The following is a 16,861-nucleotide window of genomic DNA, read 5'->3' as shown; positions in this document are numbered from 1 at the left end:
CGGGTCGGCCCTGACTCGTCCCGCTACTCCATGCCGGCCAGCACCAGCGGCAGCCGGGTGGCACCGCCCGCGATCAGCTTCACCGGCACACCCCAGTCCTGCTGGTGCACATGGCAGGCCGGGTACTCGATCTCCGGGTCGTCGTCGCAGGAGGCGGCCATCGCGGAGACGTGCAGCACGCCCTCCGTCACCTCGGCCGAGAGCACCAGCTCCCGGGAGAGCGCGCTGTCCGCACCCGCGCCCGAAACCAGCAGCTCCGGCGGGGTGGCGCTGACCAGCAGCCGCGTCGACGGGCCGTAGCGCTCGTCCAGCTTCTGGCCGGTCGGCGCGGTGAACACCACGTCGAGCCGGAGCGTGCCGGGGGCCACCTCGGTGGCAGCACGCTGGGTCCGGTGCGCCACCGACTCCACCTGCACCGCCTCCTCGGGCAGCCGCAGCCGGGTCAGCCGGTGCCGGGCCGACTCCACCACCACGATGTCCTCGCCGACCAGCACCGCGCCGGACGGCTCGCGCAGGTCGGTGGCGAGGGTGCTGACCTCGCCGGTCGCCGGGTTGTAGCGGCGCAGCGCGTGGTTGTAGGTGTCGGCGATCGCCACCGAGCCGTCGGGCAGCACGGTGACGCCCAGCGGGTGCTGCAGCAGCGCCTGGTCGGCCGCGCCGTCCCGGTGGCCGAAGTCGAACAGGCCGGTGCCGACCACGCTGTGCACCTGCTTGGTTTCACGTGAAACGAGGCGGACCGCCGAGGTCTCGCTGTCCGCCACCCAGAGCGTGGAGCCGTCCGGGGAGACCGCCAGGCCGGAGGGCTGGGCGAACCAGGCCTCGGCCACCGGGCCGTCCACCAGGCCCTCGTTGGTGGTGCCGGCCGCGACGGCGACCGTGCCGGCGGCCGGGTCGAACGCCCACAGCTGGTGCACCCCGGCCATCGCGATCCACACCCGGCCGTCGAAGAAGGCGACGTCCCACGGCGAGGAGAGGTCCACCTCGGTCGCCGGGCCGCTGGTCGGCGAGCCCTGCCACCACTGCCGCCCGGTGCCCGCCAGCGTGGTCACCGAGCCGTCGGCCAGCCGGACCCCGCGCAGCGCGTGGTTCACCGTGTCGGCGACCACCACGTCGTAGCCCAGCCCCAGGCCCTCCGGCACCAGCGCCAGGCCCTGCGGCTCACTGAACCGGGGCGAGGCGCCGTCGACCAGGCCGCGCTCGCCGTCGCCGATCCGGCGCACCACGGTCTCGCCGTCCTCGGCCAGCTCGACCAGCGAGTGGTGCCCCGCATCCGCCACCAGGAAGCCCCCACCGGGCAGCCGCACGGCCTTGCCCGGGAACTTCAGCGCCCCCGCCACCGGCTCCGGCGGCACATAGGGCCCGTCGCCGCGCTGCAGCGTCCCCTTCGCCGCGTGCTCCTCCTCCAGCTCCTCGACCAGCCGCTCGATCGCGTGCGCATGCCCCTCCCCGGCGTGCTGCGCGACCACGTACCCCTCGGGATCGATCACCACCAGCGTCGGCCACGCCCGCACCGCGTACTGCTTCCAGGTCGCCAACTCCGGATCGTCCAACACCGGATGCGCCACCTCATACCGCGCCACCGCGTCCACCACGGCCTGGTGGTCCGCCTCATGCACGAACTTCGGCGAGTGCACCCCGACGATCACCACCGTGTCGCGGTGCTTCTCCTCCAACTCGCGCAGCTCGTCCAGGACGTGCAGACAGTTGATGCAGCAGAAGGTCCAGAAGTCGGCGATGACGATCTTGCCCCGGAGATCCGCCAGGGTCAGATCCTTGCCGCCGGTGTTGAGCCATCCGCCGCTGCCGACCAGTTCGGGGGCGCGGACACGTGCACGAGAAGCCATGCTCGTATCCAACCTCATCGGACGGCGGCGGCATTCCGGACACCCGCTCGGCGGGGAGCGTCGACCGCGATCCGGCTCCAGAGCGCGGCGTGCGGCAGCGGCCGCCTTGCCGGGAGGCCCGCAGTCCCGATCGGCGGCGCGCGGTGCTTCGGCCGCCCGCCGAGTGGGCTCGAACTCGTGGACGAGGTCGGCTACTTGACGATGCGTGTACTGGTTGCCACGGTCGGGGTGGAATATGATCGAAGCGGTCCGGGCGGCCGGCGACGCAGGGTCTGCCGCGCCAAACCGGTGGGGGATGGTCGTGACGGCTGAACACATCTCACATCAGCGGCACACAATCGCTGTGACCGTGTCCGACCCGGTCGAGCTGCGCTCGCTTCGGGAGCACCTGCGCCGGGTCTCCGGTGCGGAGGTCGTCCAGGTCCCGGGGAAGCCCGCTCCCGGTGAGCAGGGGGCCCTGGACGTCCTGGAGGTGCTGGCCGGGGGCAGCAGTGTGCTGGCGGTAGTGATCAAGACCCTGCCGGACTTCATCCGGTCCCGGCGCTCGGACATCTCCGTGACGGTGTCGTCGGGGGAGCGCAGCATCACGATCAGCAAGTCCAATGCCGGCAAGGACGCGTGGGCGGCCGAGGTGAAGCCCGTCCTCGACGAGTGGTTCGGCGATGCCTGATGCGCTGGATGGGGACTTCTCCCGCTCCAGAGCGGTCCTGATCGGGACCTGGGACTACCGGTACCTGAGCGCCGTGCCCGCGGCGGAGCACAGCCTGAACCGGATGCGGGCCCTGCTGGCCGGCCCGCTGTGCGGTGGCTGGCCCGACGACAGCATCCTGGTCGTCCGCAACCAGAGCAGGCCGGGCGACCTGCCGGAACAGCTGACCCGGCGGTTCCACCAGGCGGTGGACGTCGCGCTGTTCTACTACGTCGGGCACGGCCAGTACGACAACGACGACGAACTCTGCCTCGGCCTGGCCGACTCGAGCGACGACGCCTACCTGCGAACCGCCACCAGCCTCCCCTTCGACGCCGTTCGCAAGGCGTTCCAGTCCAGTCGGGCGGTCACGAAGATCGCGATCGTGGACTGCTGCTACGCCGAGCTGGCAGCCGGCCGGAACACCCTGGGCCCGCAGCAGCCGGACCTGCCCCGCTCGGCGGGCTTCTACCTGATGATGGCGAGCGGCGCCTCCTACACCGCCTGGTTCCAGTCGGCGACCGACAGCGCTGTACCACAGACCTACTTCACCAAGTACCTGGCCGACGTCATCGAACGCGGCATCCCCGGTCAACCCGCGGCCCTCACCCTCGGCCCGATCTTCGACAGGGTCTCCGACGCGCTGGTGAGCGACGGCATGCCCGAACCCCGGCACCGGTCGAGCGACCACGCGGCCCGCTATGTCTTCGCCCGCAACACCGCCGCCCGGCCGGCGGACCCGTCCGCGCCGCCCGAGGCGCCCAGGGTTCGGGACCGTCCGACGAGACCTTCCGAGCGTCTCGGAAGCAGTGAGCCGATCGCGCCGGCGGAACCGGCACGGCCTCCCCGGAGCATGGATCGGTGGGACAGCGGACCGCCCGCCTGGCCGGTCGATCGGATCGAGCCGCCCCAGCCGTCATCGGCAGCCGGGGCGGCTCGGATGGACGCCGCGGCGGACGCACTGACGCGGGAGGTGTACCAGCAGTGGAACCAGGCCGCGCACGACCGGAAGCTGTACGCCCCCGCGCCGATCCCGGTGCGCTGGCAGTGGTCCCGCCGCGGGGTAACCGGTCCCATGGTGGCGGCCCTGGGGGATTCCGAGGGCCCGGTCCCCTTCGCGCCGTTACCCGGCGTTCCCGCAGCGGACGACCACACCCTGAACGAGGGTGGGCTGCCGGATCTGTTCCGGGTCTACGGCGGACTGCCCTCGGGCCGGATCGCCCTGCTCGGCCGCCCGGGCAGCGGCAAGTCCGAGACCGCTCTCCTGACGGCGCTGGACGCGCTGAGACACCGCAGCGGCCTCAGGAATCCGGTGGAGCGCGCCAATGTGCCGGTCCCCGTCCTGCTGAGCGTCACCGGTTGGGACGCGAGCCGTGACACCCTCGCCGCCTGGGCGGCCGCCCGCCTCGCCGAGGACTATCCCTTCCTGAGGCAGCGCAGATACGGACGCAGGATCCCCGCCAAGCTGGTGCAGGAGGGTCGGATCGCGCTGTTCCTCGACGGTTTCGACGAGTTGGAACCGGGACTGCGCCCGGCCGCGTTGAAGGGAATCGGTCAGCACTCCGCATCCCGGGTGATGGTGTTCGCGCGCACCGACGAGTTCGCCGACACGATCCGGGCCGGCCATCTGCCCGGTACCGCGGTGCTGGAACTGGCCCCGATCCCCGGCCCGGCCGCTGCCGAATACCTGCGGCGGTGCCAGGTGGAACCCGCGCCCGAACCGTGGCAGCGGCTGGTGGACCACCTGCGGGACCAGCCGGACAGCGTCGTCTCCCGCGCCCTCGACATTCCGCTGGGCCTCACACTGGTCCGCGATGCGTTCCCCCGGCCCGACGGCCTCGTCCACCTGCTGGACGAGGACCGGTTCACGACCCGCGAAGAGGTCATGGCCTATCTGCTGGACCGGTTCATCAGCATCGCCTACCAGCCGCATCAACTCTCCGAGCCGGTCCCCTACGAGGCGGCACAGGCTCGGCGGTGGCTCGGCTACCTCGCGGCCAAGATGACGGAGCACGGGACCTACAGTCTCGACTGGCGTCAACTGCCGCGGTGGGTACGGCCGTTCCCCAGGATCGGCATGCTCAGCATCGTGTGCGTGATCACCGCGGCGTTGGGCGGTGCGCTGCTCTACGGCTGGGGCCGGTTCTACACGCACGGGGTCAGCGGCGCGGGCGGCGGGAGCGCGATCGGGGCAGTGCTGGGCCTGGTGCTCGGCCTGGCGGCGGGGACGGCCTCGGAACTGCGCGACACCAGGTCGGACGGCCTCGGATGGCGGCCCTCCGCCAACAGCAGGCGACGCCTGAACGTCAACCCGGGCGTGGGGGCGATCGTCGGGATCGTGATCGGCATCGTGTCCGGCGACTACGCCTTCAACGTCACGCATAACATCGCGACGGCGCTCGCGGTCCTCTTCGCCGCCGGGGCAGGAGCCGGCGCCGTGGCCGGCACGGCGGCGATGCGTGTCCACCCCGCTCCCGGGCGGACCTGGTGGTCGCGCACGAGGGCCCTGTACTCGCGGCTGCCGCTGCTCCCCGGCGCGGTGGCCGGGGGTCTGCCGGTGGGCCTCAGGTACATGTTTCCCCATGGCTTCTCCAAGGAGATCCATGTGCTCGAAGGGCCGCTGAACGGCATCTGGGGCATGCTCATGGTCTCGCTCATCATCGGAGCGGCCCGGCTCCCCTCCCAGGTGGGCGTCCGCAGTGACCGGCACGCCATCTGGCGGCAGGAGCGCCGCCGGGATGTGCTCTTCGGGGTGCTCTTCGGGCTCTGCGTCGGCCTCGGGTTCGGTCTGCGCGAGAGCGTCATGTGGGACAGGGACGTCGTGGCCGGGCTGTTCCAGACCATCGGCATCGCGATCCCCTGCGCGCTGTGCGTCATGATCGCCGGTTCCGACGCCGGGCGCAGCTCCCTGCTGTTCCTCCAACTGCACATCAAAGGTGCGTTCCCCGCGCGTGGGATGAACTTCCTGGAAGACGCCTACAACCGCCAGGTCCTCCGGGCGGAGGGACCCAGGTACCAGTTCCGCCATGCACTGCTGCAGGACAAGCTCTCCCAGGAGAACGCCCTCAGCCTGACCTAGCCAGGGAGCCAGGGAGCCAGGGAGCCAGGAAGCCTGGGAGCCCGGGGAGGAGTGGGGGAGAATGCCGGGATGATTGCTGAAGCGCCGCAGGGACCGGTTGAAGTGCCGCAGAGCGTCGTGGAGTTGGCGGGTGGGCAGCCGTTGCGGGTGGTGTGGCGGAATGTGCTCGGGGGGTTGACGTTCCAGGTCGGGGCGCGGTTTGTGAAGTGGGCGCCGGTGGGGAGCGGGCTGGACTTGGGGGCCGAGGCGGTGCGGCTGGGGTGGGCCGGGCGGTTCGCGGTGGTGCCGCGGGTGTTGGGTGAGGGGGCGGACGGGGGCGGGTCGTGGCTGGTCACCGCCGGGCTGCCCGGGACGATGGCGGTGGCGGACCGCTGGAAGCAGGAGCCGGCCACGGCGGTGCGGGCGATCGGGGAGGGGCTGCGCCGACTGCATGAGGAGCTGCCGGTGGGGGACTGCCCGTTCGAGTGGTCGGCCGAGCAGCGGGTGGCGCGGGCGCGGGGCGGGTCCGGCACGGTCGAGGAGGCATTGGCAGCCCTGGCCGACATCCCGCCGGTCGACCGGTTGGTGGTCTGCCACGGTGACGCCTGCGCTCCCAACACCCTGATCGGTGACGACGGCCACTGCACCGGCCATGTCGACCTCGGCGCGCTGGGTGTCGCCGACCGCTGGGCCGACCTCGCCGTCGCCACCTGGAGCACCGTCTGGAACTACGGTCCGGGCTGGGAGGAACCGCTGCTGGAGGCGTACGGAGTCGAGCCGGATCAGGAGCGGATCCGCTACTACCGGCTGCTGTGGGAATTCTCGTAGGCCGTGTCGCAGCCCGGTGCCGGCCGGCGGCGGTGGTAGGCCGGGAGGAGACAACGCGGCGAGCAGCGGAGGCACGGGATGAAGTACCAGGTCAGGGAGCGGCTCTTCTCGATCGGCGAGGACTTCTGGATCGAGGACGAGCACGGCACCAAGGCGTTCCTGGTGGACGGCAAGGTGCTGCGGATCCGCGAGACCTTCGAGCTGAAGGACGCCGGCGGCCGGGTGGTGGCGGTGATCAAGCACAAGGCGGTGTCGATCCGGGACGCCATGAAGATCGAGGACCACCGCGGCGAGGTGATCGCCACGGTGCGCAAGAAGCTCTTCACCCCGTTCCGCGACAAGTACCACGTGGAGCTGCGGGACGGGGGCGAGTTGGAGATCCACGGCAACCTGATCGACAAGGACTACCGGATCGAGTCGCACGGCGACCGGATCGCCGAGATCTCCCGCAAGTGGTTCCGGCTGCGCGACAGTTACGGCGTCCGGATCGCCGACGGAGCGGACACCGGTCTGCTGCTGGCGGTCGCGGTGTGCGTCGAGCACCTGGTGGCGGAGGACGCCTGACGGTGGCTCAGCTCGGCGACGCCGGGGTGCCGACCCGGCTGGCACCCCGCGCGCGCACCGGCGGCGGAACGCTGGTCACACCCGTCCGAGCAGGGCCCCGGTCAGCCGCTCCTTCGCGGCGGGCCACTCGTCGGCGAGCATCGAGAAGTAGACGCTGTCCCGCCAGCTGCCGTCCGGGCGGCGGCGGGCCCGGCGGAAGGTGCCCTCGTACTGGGCGCCGAGGCGGCGGATGGCGTTCTGGGAGCGCTCGTTGAGGTGGTCGGTCTTCCACATCACCCGGCCCATGCCGAGGTCCTCGAACGCATGGGTGAGGAGCAGCAGTTTCGCCTCGGTGTTGACGGCCGTGCGCCAGACCGAGCGGGCGTACCAGGTGCCGCCGATCTCCACCCACTCGTCGACCGGGTTGACGTCGTAGAAGCAGCTGACGCCGACCGCCCGGTCCGAGTCGGCGGCGATGACGGCGAACGGCTCGCAGCCGGCGTACTTCAGGTAGCCCTCGACGACCTCGGCCATCTCGGCCTCGGTTCGCGGCGTGCCCCAGGGCAGCCAGCGGAACACCTCCTCGTCACCGCCGGCGGTGGCGAAGAGGTCCGCGGTGTGGTCGCGGCGCAGCGGCTCCAGGCGGACGTGCCGGCCGGTGAGGGTGACGGGGGCGGGAGGCTTCGCGGTCATGATCGAAACGGTACTGGGCAGTTGAACTAGATGCAATAGATGTATGTACTAGTTCAATGTTGAGTGGGTAAGCGAAAGCCCCTGGCGGAACGGGTCCACCAGGGGCTTCAGCAGGGGGATCAGATGAAGGAGTTGATCTCGATCGTCTCGGTCCGGCCGGGGCCGACGCCGATCGCGGAGATCGGGGCGCCCGACATCTCCTCCAGCGCCTTCACATAGGCCTGGGCGTTCTTCGGCAGGTCGCCGAAGGTCTTCGCCTTGCTGATGTCCTCGCTCCAGCCGGGCAGGTACTCGTAGATCGGCTTGGCGTGGTGGAAGTCGGTCTGGCTGTACGGCAGTTCGTCGACCCGCCGGCCGTCGATCTCGTACGCCACGCAGACCGGGATCTGCTCCCAGCCGGTGAGCACGTCGAGCTTGGTGAGGAAGAAGTCGGTCAGGCCGTTGACCCGGGTCGCGTAGCGGGCGATCACCGCGTCGAACCAGCCGCAGCGGCGGTCGCGGCCGGTGGTGACACCGCGCTCGCCGCCGATCTGGCGCAGCTTCTCGCCGTCCTCGTCCAGCAGCTCGGTCGGGAACGGGCCGGAGCCGACCCGGGTGGTGTAGGCCTTCAGGATGCCGATCACCCGGTCGATCTTGGTGGGACCGATGCCGGAACCGGTGCAGGCGCCGCCGGAGGTCGGGTTGGAGGAGGTGACGAACGGGTAGGTGCCGTGGTCGACGTCCAGCAGGGTGCCCTGGCCGCCCTCCAGCAGGACCACCTTGTCGGCCTTCAGCGCCTCGTCCAGCACCAGGGTGGTGTCGGACAGGAACGGGCGGATCTTCTCGGCGTAGCCCAGGTACTCCTGGACCACCAGGTCGGCCGGCATGGCGCGGCGGTTGTACAGCTTGACCAGGATCTGGTTCTTGTGGTCCAGCGCGGCTTCGACCTTCTGGCGCAGGATCGACTCGTCGAAGAGGTCCTGCACCCGGATGCCGATCCGGTTGATCTTGTCCGCGTAGGCCGGGCCGATGCCGCGTCCGGTGGTGCCGATCTTGCGCTTGCCGAGGAACCGCTCGGTCACCTTGTCCAGGGTCCGGTGGTACGGCGTGATCAGGTGGGCGTTGCCCGAGATCAGCAGCTTGGAGGTGTCGATGCCGCGGGCGTTCAGGCCCTCCAGCTCGGAGAGCAGCACGGCCGGGTCGATCACCACGCCGTTGCCGATGACCGGCACGACGTTCGGGCTCAGGATGCCGGAAGGCAGCAGGTGCAGCGCGTACTTCTGGTCGCCGATGACCACCGTGTGACCGGCGTTGTTGCCGCCCTGGTAGCGGACGACGTAGTCGACGGAGCCGCCGAGGAGGTCCGTGGCCTTCCCCTTGCCCTCGTCTCCCCACTGGGCACCAACGAGCACGAGTGCCGGCACAGGCGTACACCCCTTCCGGTTGGGGCATCCTGCGTAGGCCGCAGTCTGCCCCGAGATAGACGAAGCCCCTGGCGCAATAGCGCAAGGGGCTCTTGCACCGAGAGATTACCTGAGGAAGGACCGGTCGTGTCGTCCCAGTCCACGCCCGCCCCCCAGCCCCCCGACGCCGCCGGACCGCCGGGCACCGCACCGCTGCTGGTGCTGCTCGACCCGGCCGCCAAGGCGGCCGACGGCGAGGCGGTGCGGATCGCCCGGGATGTGCTGAGCGGCGGGGCGGACGTGAAGGTGGCGCTGCCGGAGAACGCGGCCGAGCTGGACCGGGTGCTCTCGCACCGCGGGCGGCGCCGGCCGGTGGTGGTCGGCTCCGACCTGGCGCTCCAGCGGGTGGTCCAGGCGCTGCACCGGCACGGGGAGTTGGCGGCCGGGCCGGTCGCCGTGGTGCCGGTGGGCGGCGGTCGCGAAGTGGCGCTGGCCCGCTCGCTCGGGGTGCCGGTGGAACCGGTGGCGGCGGCCCGCGCGGTGCTCGCCGGGGTGCCGCGGCAGCTCGGCCTGCTGCTGGACGACGGGGACGGGGTGGTGCTCGGCGAGGTGCGGATCCCTGGGGGGCGACAGGTCCGTCCGGGTGGCTGGCGTTCGCTCTGGGCGAAATTGATTGCGGCCGAGCAGGTGGCCCAGCCGGGGGAGCGGCTGCGGATCGAGGCGGACGGCCGCGAGCTCGCCGGCGCCGGCCGGCAGCCGCGGCTGGTGGCGCTGCGGCTGCCGGCCGGGGCCGAGTCGGCGGAGGTGGTGGTGCGGGCCGCCGGCGCCGGGCGCGTCCTGCTGCGGGTGCGGGCCTCGCGGATCACGGTGGCCGGCCCCGACTTCGGGTACGAGGCGGACGGCTGCCCGGCGGGCCCCGTGCCCGCCCGCACCTGGACCGCGCACCCGGCCGCCTGGCACCTGGTGCTGCCCACGGGCTGACCCGCGGGGCGCCGCGGCCCGGACGTGAGCGAGGTCACCGCGAAGGCCCCGGTCCGTGCCCGGCCTGCCCGAGCGCTGTGGTAAGGGGTTCGTTCTACGCGCGTTGCCACTCAAAGGGCCAGTTCCAGGCCGCTCCCGGCGGCCGAGACCGGGGTCCGCTGCCCTAGACTCGAAGACGTGCCACGTGGTGACGGAAGACTCAACCACGATCTCCTTCCCGGCGAGAAGGGCCCCCAGGACGCATGCGGCGTCTTCGGGGTCTGGGCCCCCGGCGAGGAGGTCGCCAAGCTCACGTACTTCGGCCTCTATGCCCTGCAGCACCGCGGACAGGAATCCGCGGGCATCGCAGTGAGCAATGGCTCCCAGATTCTCGTCTTCAAGGACATGGGCCTGGTGTCCCAAGTCTTCGACGAGGCCTCCCTGGGGTCGTTGCACGGTCATATCGCCGTCGGACATGCCCGCTACTCGACCACCGGGTCCTCGGTCTGGGAGAACGCCCAGCCGACGTTCCGGGCGACCGCGCACGGTTCGCTGGCGCTCGGTCACAACGGAAACCTGGTCAACACCGCCGAACTCGCGGCGATGGTCGCCGAGCTGCCCGGCGAGGAGCACGTCTCCCGGTCCGGCCGCACCGCGGCGACCAATGACACCGACCTGCTCACGGCCCTGCTGGCCGGCCACCCCGACCTGTCCATCGAGGAGACCGCCCGCACGATCCTCCCCGAGGTCCGCGGCGCCTTCTCGCTGGTCTTCATGGACGAGAACACCCTCTACGCGGCCCGCGACCCGCAGGGCATCCGCCCGCTGGTGCTCGGTCGGCTGGAGCGCGGCTGGGTGGTCGCGTCCGAGACCTCGGCCCTGGACATCTGCGGTGCCTCCTTCATCCGCGAGGTGGAGCCGGGCGAGCTGATCGCGGTCGACGAGAACGGCATGCGCAGCTCGCGCTTCGCCGAGGCCAAGCCCAAGGGCTGCGTCTTCGAGTACGTCTACCTGGCCCGCCCCGACACCTCGATCGCCGGGCGCAACGTCTACCTCTCCCGGGTGGAGATGGGGCGCAAGCTGGCCGCCGAGGCGCCCGTCGAGGCCGACCTGGTGATAGCCACCCCCGAGTCCGGCACCCCCGCCGCGATCGGTTACGCGGAAGCCAGCGGGATCCCGTTCGGCGCCGGCCTGGTGAAGAACGCCTACGTCGGGCGCACCTTCATCCAGCCCAGCCAGACCATCCGCCAGCTCGGCATCCGGCTCAAGCTCAACCCGCTGCGCGAGGTGATCGCCGGCAAGAAGCTGGTCGTGGTCGACGACTCGATCGTCCGCGGCAACACCCAGCGCGCGCTGGTCCGGATGCTGCGCGAGGCCGGTGCGGCCGAGGTGCACATCCGGATCTCCTCGCCGCCGGTGAAGTGGCCGTGCTTCTTCGGCATCGACTTCGCCACCCGCGCCGAGCTGATCGCCAACGGGATGTCGGTCGAGGAGATCGGCCGCACCCTGGGCGCCGACTCGCTCGCCTACATCTCGATCGACGGCATGATCGAGGCCACCAAGCAGCCCAAGGACCGGCTCTGCCGGGCCTGCTTCGACGGCGAGTACCCGATGGAGCTGCCGGACCCGGCACTGCTCGGCAAGCTGCTGCTGGAGGCGGAGATCGCCGGCAGCCAGCAGCCGCCCGCCACCCGGGGCAAGCCGACCAGCTCCGACCTGGACGGCGTGCAGTCCCTGCTCGGCGGCCATGGCGCGGCCGACGCGCTGCGCCGCCCGTAACACCACCAGGCGGGGCCCCAAGCGGGGCCCCGCCGCTGTTAGCAACCCCCACTTGACCCGAAAGGGCCACACCGCAGTGACCAGCAGCAGCAACGAGAGCGGCGCCACCTACGCCGCCGCCGGCGTCGACATCGAAGCGGGCGACCGCGCCGTCGAGCTCATGAAGCAGTGGGTGAAGAAGACCAACCGTCCCGAGGTGGTCGGCGGTCTCGGCGGGTTCGCCGGCCTCTTCGACATCTCCGCCCTGAAGCGCTACGAGCGCCCGCTGCTGGCCTCCGCCACCGACGGGGTCGGCACCAAGGTCGCGCTGGCCGCCGCGATGGACAAGCACGACACCATCGGCCACGACCTGGTCGGCATGGTCGTCGACGACCTGGTGGTCTGCGGCGCCGAGCCGCTCTTCATGACCGACTACATCTGCGTCGGCAAGGTGCACCCCGAGCGGGTCGCCCAGATCGTCAAGGGCATCGCCGAGGGCTGCGTGCTGGCCGGCTGCGCGCTGGTCGGCGGCGAGACCGCCGAGCACCCGGGCCTGCTCGGCCCGGACGAGTACGACGTGGCCGGCGCCGGCACCGGTGTGGTCGAGGCCGACCAGCTGCTGGGCGCCGACCGGGTCCGGGCCGGCGACGTGGTGATCGCGATGGCCGCCTCCGGCCTGCACTCCAACGGCTACTCGCTGGTCCGCCACGTGCTGCTGAACCAGGCCGGCTGGGCGCTCGACCGCGAGGTGCCGGAGTTCGGCCGCACCCTGGGCGAGGAGCTGCTGGAGCCCACCCGGATCTACTCGCTGGACTGCCTGGCGCTCACCCGGGCCACCGAGATCCACGCCTTCTCGCACGTCACCGGTGGTGGCCTGGCCGCCAACCTGGCCCGGGTGATCCCGGACGGGCTGCACGCCCGGCTGGACCGCGGCACCTGGACCCCGATGCCGGTCTTCCAGACCGTCGCCGAGGTCGGCCGGATGCGGACCCTGGAGATCGAGAAGACCCTCAACATGGGCATCGGCATGGTGGCCGTGGTGCCGCCGGAGTCGGTCGACGTGGTGCTGTCGATCCTGGAGGACCGCGGCGTCGAGGCCTGGCTGCTGGGCGACATCGTGGACCGCACCGCCGAGCACCACGAGGGTGCCGCGCTCTACGGCGACTACGCGAAGTAAGCGGCGCGCGGACTGCGCCGGCCGGCCGGACGGGCTCCCTCGGGGGCCCGTCCGTCGTCGTTTCCCCGAATGGGTGCCCGGGCACGCCGAAAACCGGCCCGGCGCTCAGGCGCTCGGACCGGTCAGGGCGTTGACTCAGGCGCGGCGGCGGGACTGGTGGTGGCCGGCGTCGGCCTCTTCCTCGTCCTCGTCGTCGTTGTAGTAGTCCGCGTAGGCGGCGTAGGGGTCGTCGTCCTCGTCGTCGTCAACCGGCTCAGGGTTGACCGGAACAACGGGTGTAACGCCCAGCTCGCTGGACAGACGGTTAGCGTCGAAGCCGCCGCTGTTGTACTTCAGCTCGCGGGCGACCTTCGTCTGCTTGGCCTTGGCCCGGCCGCGCCCCATGGGTCGACCCCCTCAACGATGGGGCTCACGGCCCCGAGTCTGACACGTGTTCATGATCGGGAGCGGCTTGCCCGAATCGGGAAACCGTCCCTTGGAGCATCAACGGTACCTGTTTCCGCCCTCGGACGGTACGTCGCCAGTGTGACGTGGCGCGCACTGTCGCTCCCCGGGACCAGGACGCTCCTGGTCGGACGGGGATTTCCGGGCCGTCTCAGGGTGCCCGGCGGGTGGATCGAGGTTGTTGTTCCGGCACTGATTATCCCCCGACCGTGGCCCTGGCGGCGCCCGATCGGGGGACAAGCGGCAATCCGGGTCCACATTGTGATCAGGACCCGGTCACGGAGCGTCAGCCCTTGCGTGCGCCCGGCAGCAGGATCGTGCGCAGGGCGCTGATCTCACGCATCCGGCGCTCGGCCAGCCGGTCGGCGGCGACCGCCGGGGGCACGCCGTCGGCGGCGGCCCGGGTGAAGATCTCCAGCGTGGTGTCGAAGATCTTGGTCGCCTTGTTCTTGGCCCGATCGAAGTTGAAGCCGTCGATCTCGTCGGCCACCTGGATCACACCGCCGGAGTTCACCAGGTAGTCGGGCGCGTAGAGGATGCCGCGGTCGGCGAGGTCCTTCTCCACACCCGGGTGGGCCAGCTGGTTGTTGGCCGCGCCGCAGACCACCGAGGTGCCGGCCGCGGTCAGCTGGGCCACGGTGTCGTCGTCCAGCGCGCCGCCCAGGGCGCAGGGGGCGTAGACGTCCAGCTTGGCGCCCAGCAGCGCCTTGGTGTCGGCGACCACCTCGACATCGGGGTGGGCGGCCCGGACCCGGTTGACGGCGGCCTCGGAGACATCGGTGATCACCACGGTGGCACCGTCGGCGACCAGGTGGCCGACGAGGTAGTGGCCGACCTTGCCGACGCCGGCCACGCCGACCCGCTTGCCGCGCAGCGTCGGCTGGCCCCAGCGGGCCTGGGCGGAGGCCCGCATGCCCTGGAAGACGCCGTACGAGGTCAGCACCGAGGAGTCGCCGGCGCCGCCCTGCTCGGGGGAGCGGCCGGTGACGTAGTCGCACTCACGGGCGATCACGTCCATGTCCTGGACGTAGGTGCCCACGTCGCAGGCGGTGATGTAGCGGCCGTCCAGCGACTGCACGAAGCGGCCGTAGGCGCGCAGCAGCGCCTCGGACTTGTCGCCGCCCTCCGCCTTGGCCTTCGGGTCGCCGATGATCACGGCCTTGCCGCCGCCCAGGTCGAGCCCGGCCAGCGCGTTCTTGTAGCTCATCCCGCGGGACAGCCGCAGCGCGTCCTCCAGCGCCTCCTCTTCGGAGTCGTACTGGTGGAACCGGGTGCCGCCGAGGGCCGGGCCCAGGGCGGTGGAGTGGATGGCGATGATCGCCTTGAGGCCGGACGTCCGGTCGTGGCAGAGCACGACCTGCTCGTGCCCGTCGCCCGGGGCGCCGTCCTGTTCAGTACGGAAGATCCGGCTGAGCACGCCTGGTGCGGGGTGCGTCGCGGACTCGGTGCGTACGTCGGTCACTGTGGTGACTCCAGTATCTGCGGGCCCGCTGCTGTGGTGCGGGCATCTACGGCGAAGCCTAGTCGGCGGGTGCCCCGCGGAGGTCCCCCCGGACGGCCACGAATGGGGCTCGGAACGGCCGGATTGCATCGGTCGCTGCCTCCCGTTCCGTCGGTGGCCCGTGCGACCATGCAGGACGTGACCGCTGTGCGCACTTCCGTGTTGCCGCCCTACGCCGCCCACCTGCGGGTGTACGAGCCCCTCGCGGCACTGCCCGAGCCGGATCGGGCCCGCTGGCAGGCCGAGTTGGCCGGTCGCGGGCCGGATGCGGCCTCGGCCGACCAGCCGGTGGCCCGGGCGGCGCTCGAAGCACAGCGGGAGGCGCTCGCCGAGCTGCTGCCCCGCCCGTCGCGCGCCGCGCCCTCCTGGGACGGGGCGGCGCGGGAGCACGAGGGCGCCTTCGTGCGGGTGGTCGACTCGGTCGCCTACGTCTGCCCGTGGGCCACCCGGCTGCGCAGCTGGCAGGCCCTGGAGGAGCTGCGGGACTCGCTGCCGGTGACGCTGCTGGAGACCGTGCTGCCGCGGACGGTGCGGGAGGAGGCGCTGGCCGCCCAGGCGAGCTGGCACTCGGCCCACCCGGACGCCCGGCCGTGGATCCTGACCAGCCGTTGGGAGGTGCCGGTCCGCTGGTTCCTGCCGTTCGGGCCTGAGGACCGGCGGTACCTGCCCGCCGGCGGGCCCGGGGAGGGCGGGGGCGGGGAGCCGGCGGCGCTGTTCTACCTGACCACGATGGCGCAGGCCCGCCGCCGGGTGGCGCGCGGCTACCGGGTGCTGCGCATGGGGGTCCCCCCGGCCGAAGGCTGGGGGAGGCTGAGCGGCACCTCGCTGGCGGAGGGCGCCGAGGAGGTGGGCCGCTGGCTGGAGGAGTTCCATCCGCGCTCGCTGGTGGAACTGGACTACGGGGGGCTGGTGCACGTGATGGGGGAGCGGACGCTGGCGGCGGACCAGTCGGCCGGCGAGCTGGCCGACGGATTGGCGGCGCTGCGTGCGGGGGATGCGGATACCGCGGCGCAGGTCTACGAGACGGTGACGGAGCGCTGGCGCCGGGTACAGGCACTGCGTCAGGCCAACTGACGGGGGATCGGGTCGGCGGGAGGGGCTGACGGGGGGTCAACAGGGGGAGTTCGCACGGGGGACGGGCGCGGGGAGCGCACGGGCCGCCCGGCCTGCAGCCGGGCGTGGAAGTCGGGGGAGCCAGTAGGTGGTGCCAGTGTGTGTACCTTGTAGGAAAAATGTTCGGGACTCTTGTGACCAAGGTCCCGGTTCGGGTCAATACCCCATGAACGTGACACTACTCACCGTTGACGCGAACTCATGAGTAACGGTAAAAATGGGACAAGCCGCCCAAGTCTCATCATCCCTGCCCACTTTTGGGTGGATCCGGGGTCGATGTGCGCTTTGGGGGGAAACGATAGGTCTGGGCGTCCCATAACCGAATGTCGCGATTCAGTGACTGTCCGTTATGGGATGGTCCATCGCCTTCCGCCGCTCTTGAACCCGTGAGGGGCCAATTTTGGCGGTTTGGTCGATAGGGCTGGACGGATGGTGTAGTTGTAGACACCAGGACAAGCCGTTCGTCCTATAACCGACTCGGTCCGTCCGTGCCATTTCGGGCATCGCGGGCCAAGGTGCAGAATTTGAAGGATAGAACCGCCCTGGTTCGGTTCTCCGAGGAGGCCGCTCATGACCGCTCGTACCCCTGACGCTGAGCCCCTGCTGACGCCGGCAGAGGTCGCCACCATGTTCCGCGTGGACCCCAAGACGGTGACCCGGTGGGCCAAGGCGGGCAAGCTCACGTCCATCCGCACGCTCGGCGGCCACCGCCGTTACCGGGAGGCGGAGGTGCGGGCACTGCTGGCCGGGATTCCGGCTCAGCGCACCGAGGCCTGGCGGTCGCTCGCGGCGGGCTGCTCATCCCGCCGCCGGCGCGTTGGCGCACAGCTTGATCGAAGGGGCCGCCCCCCTGGACTCCGCCGGGTCCGGGA

The 16,861-nt window shown here is 71.3% G+C and carries 13 protein-coding genes and 1 pseudogene; 9 read left to right on the top strand and 5 right to left on the bottom strand.

Annotated elements, in window-relative coordinates; genetic code table 11:
- Positions 1-23: 23 nt before the first annotated feature.
- Positions 24-1,844, bottom strand: a complete 1,821-nt coding sequence (locus P3T35_RS17090) for an NHL domain-containing thioredoxin family protein (protein WP_101380474.1) — start codon at positions 1,842-1,844, stop codon at positions 24-26.
- A gap of 349 nt (positions 1,845-2,193) precedes the next feature.
- Here P3T35_RS17090 and P3T35_RS17085 point away from each other — a divergent pair, with 349 nt between their 5' ends.
- The 4 genes from P3T35_RS17085 to P3T35_RS17070 all read left to right on the top strand — a co-directional run bounded on the left by P3T35_RS17085 (position 2,194) and on the right by P3T35_RS17070 (position 6,982).
- A complete protein-coding gene (locus P3T35_RS17085) occupies positions 2,194-2,514 on the top strand; it encodes a hypothetical protein (RefSeq protein ID WP_180356453.1) in 321 nt (106 codons plus the stop codon).
- Positions 2,507-5,611, top strand: coding sequence for a caspase family protein (locus P3T35_RS17080; protein WP_101380472.1), 3,105 nt, complete (start codon positions 2,507-2,509; stop codon positions 5,609-5,611). The genes P3T35_RS17085 and P3T35_RS17080 overlap by 8 nt, the downstream gene beginning before the upstream one ends.
- A gap of 69 nt (positions 5,612-5,680) precedes the next feature.
- Positions 5,681-6,418, top strand: a complete 738-nt coding sequence (locus P3T35_RS17075; protein WP_101380471.1) for an aminoglycoside 3'-phosphotransferase — start codon at positions 5,681-5,683, stop codon at positions 6,416-6,418.
- Positions 6,419-6,496: 78 nt separating this feature from the next.
- A complete protein-coding gene (locus tag P3T35_RS17070) occupies positions 6,497-6,982 on the top strand; it encodes an LURP-one-related family protein (RefSeq protein ID WP_101380470.1) in 486 nt (161 codons plus the stop codon).
- 75 nt (positions 6,983-7,057) lie between these two features.
- On the opposite strand, the gene P3T35_RS17065 is transcribed toward P3T35_RS17070, so the two are convergent.
- Positions 7,058-7,654: a GNAT family protein gene (locus P3T35_RS17065; RefSeq protein WP_101380469.1), complete on the bottom strand. Its 597-nt coding sequence runs from the start codon at positions 7,652-7,654 to the stop codon at positions 7,058-7,060.
- 119 nt (positions 7,655-7,773) lie between these two features.
- Complete coding sequence (locus P3T35_RS17060) at positions 7,774-9,057, bottom strand: adenylosuccinate synthase (protein WP_101380468.1); 1,284 nt, start codon at positions 9,055-9,057, stop codon at positions 7,774-7,776.
- 192 nt (positions 9,058-9,249) lie between these two features.
- On the opposite strand from P3T35_RS17060, the gene P3T35_RS17055 reads away from it, so the two are divergent.
- From P3T35_RS17055 to purM, 3 genes are all read left to right on the top strand, one after another.
- Positions 9,250-10,017: a diacylglycerol kinase gene (locus P3T35_RS17055; RefSeq protein WP_101385029.1), complete on the top strand. Its 768-nt coding sequence runs from the start codon at positions 9,250-9,252 to the stop codon at positions 10,015-10,017.
- Positions 10,018-10,194: 177 nt separating this feature from the next.
- A complete protein-coding gene (gene purF / locus P3T35_RS17050) occupies positions 10,195-11,775 on the top strand; it encodes an amidophosphoribosyltransferase (RefSeq protein ID WP_101380467.1) in 1,581 nt (526 codons plus the stop codon).
- Between the two features lie 76 nt (positions 11,776-11,851).
- Positions 11,852-12,931 (top strand): phosphoribosylformylglycinamidine cyclo-ligase, encoded by a 1,080-nt coding sequence (gene purM, locus P3T35_RS17045; protein ID WP_101380466.1) that lies wholly within the window; start codon positions 11,852-11,854, stop codon positions 12,929-12,931.
- Positions 12,932-13,066: 135 nt separating this feature from the next.
- On the opposite strand, the gene P3T35_RS17040 is transcribed toward purM, so the two are convergent.
- Both P3T35_RS17040 and P3T35_RS17035 read right to left on the bottom strand, forming a co-directional pair.
- A complete protein-coding gene (locus tag P3T35_RS17040) occupies positions 13,067-13,315 on the bottom strand; it encodes a DUF3073 family protein (protein ID WP_101380465.1) in 249 nt (82 codons plus the stop codon).
- Positions 13,316-13,661: 346 nt separating this feature from the next.
- Positions 13,662-14,792 (bottom strand): Glu/Leu/Phe/Val dehydrogenase dimerization domain-containing protein, encoded by a 1,131-nt coding sequence (locus tag P3T35_RS17035; RefSeq protein ID WP_280706777.1) that lies wholly within the window; start codon positions 14,790-14,792, stop codon positions 13,662-13,664.
- A 222-nt stretch (positions 14,793-15,014) separates the two neighbouring features.
- Here P3T35_RS17035 and P3T35_RS17030 point away from each other — a divergent pair, with 222 nt between their 5' ends.
- Entirely contained in the window at positions 15,015-15,950 is a 936-nt protein-coding gene (locus P3T35_RS17030) for a hypothetical protein (protein ID WP_280706578.1), read from the top strand.
- 609 nt (positions 15,951-16,559) lie between these two features.
- Positions 16,560-16,763, top strand: a pseudogene (locus P3T35_RS17025) (BldC family transcriptional regulator); the annotation flags it as partial.
- Positions 16,764-16,861 lie beyond the last annotated feature (98 nt).

Origin of the sequence: Kitasatospora sp. GP30 (assembly GCF_029892145.1) — a bacterium.
Taxonomy (GTDB): domain Bacteria; phylum Actinomycetota; class Actinomycetes; order Streptomycetales; family Streptomycetaceae; genus Kitasatospora; species Kitasatospora acidiphila.
The sequence above is the reverse complement of the archived record's forward strand: the minus strand, read 5'-3'. Positions and strand labels throughout refer to the sequence as shown.

Excerpts from the sequence above, each read along its gene's own strand:
- P3T35_RS17075 (WP_101380471.1), top strand. The coding sequence starts at position 5,681 with ATGATTGCTGAAGCGCCGCAGGGACCGGTTGAAGTGCCGCAGAGCGTC.
- P3T35_RS17070 (WP_101380470.1), top strand. The coding sequence starts at position 6,497 with ATGAAGTACCAGGTCAGGGAGCGGCTCTTCTCGATCGGCGAGGACTTC.
- P3T35_RS17065 (WP_101380469.1), bottom strand. The coding sequence starts at position 7,654 with ATGACCGCGAAGCCTCCCGCCCCCGTCACCCTCACCGGCCGGCACGTC.
- P3T35_RS17090 (WP_101380474.1), bottom strand. The coding sequence starts at position 1,844 with ATGGCTTCTCGTGCACGTGTCCGCGCCCCCGAACTGGTCGGCAGCGGC.
- P3T35_RS17080 (WP_101380472.1), top strand. The coding sequence starts at position 2,507 with ATGCCTGATGCGCTGGATGGGGACTTCTCCCGCTCCAGAGCGGTCCTG.
- P3T35_RS17040 (WP_101380465.1), bottom strand. The coding sequence starts at position 13,315 with ATGGGGCGCGGCCGGGCCAAGGCCAAGCAGACGAAGGTCGCCCGCGAG.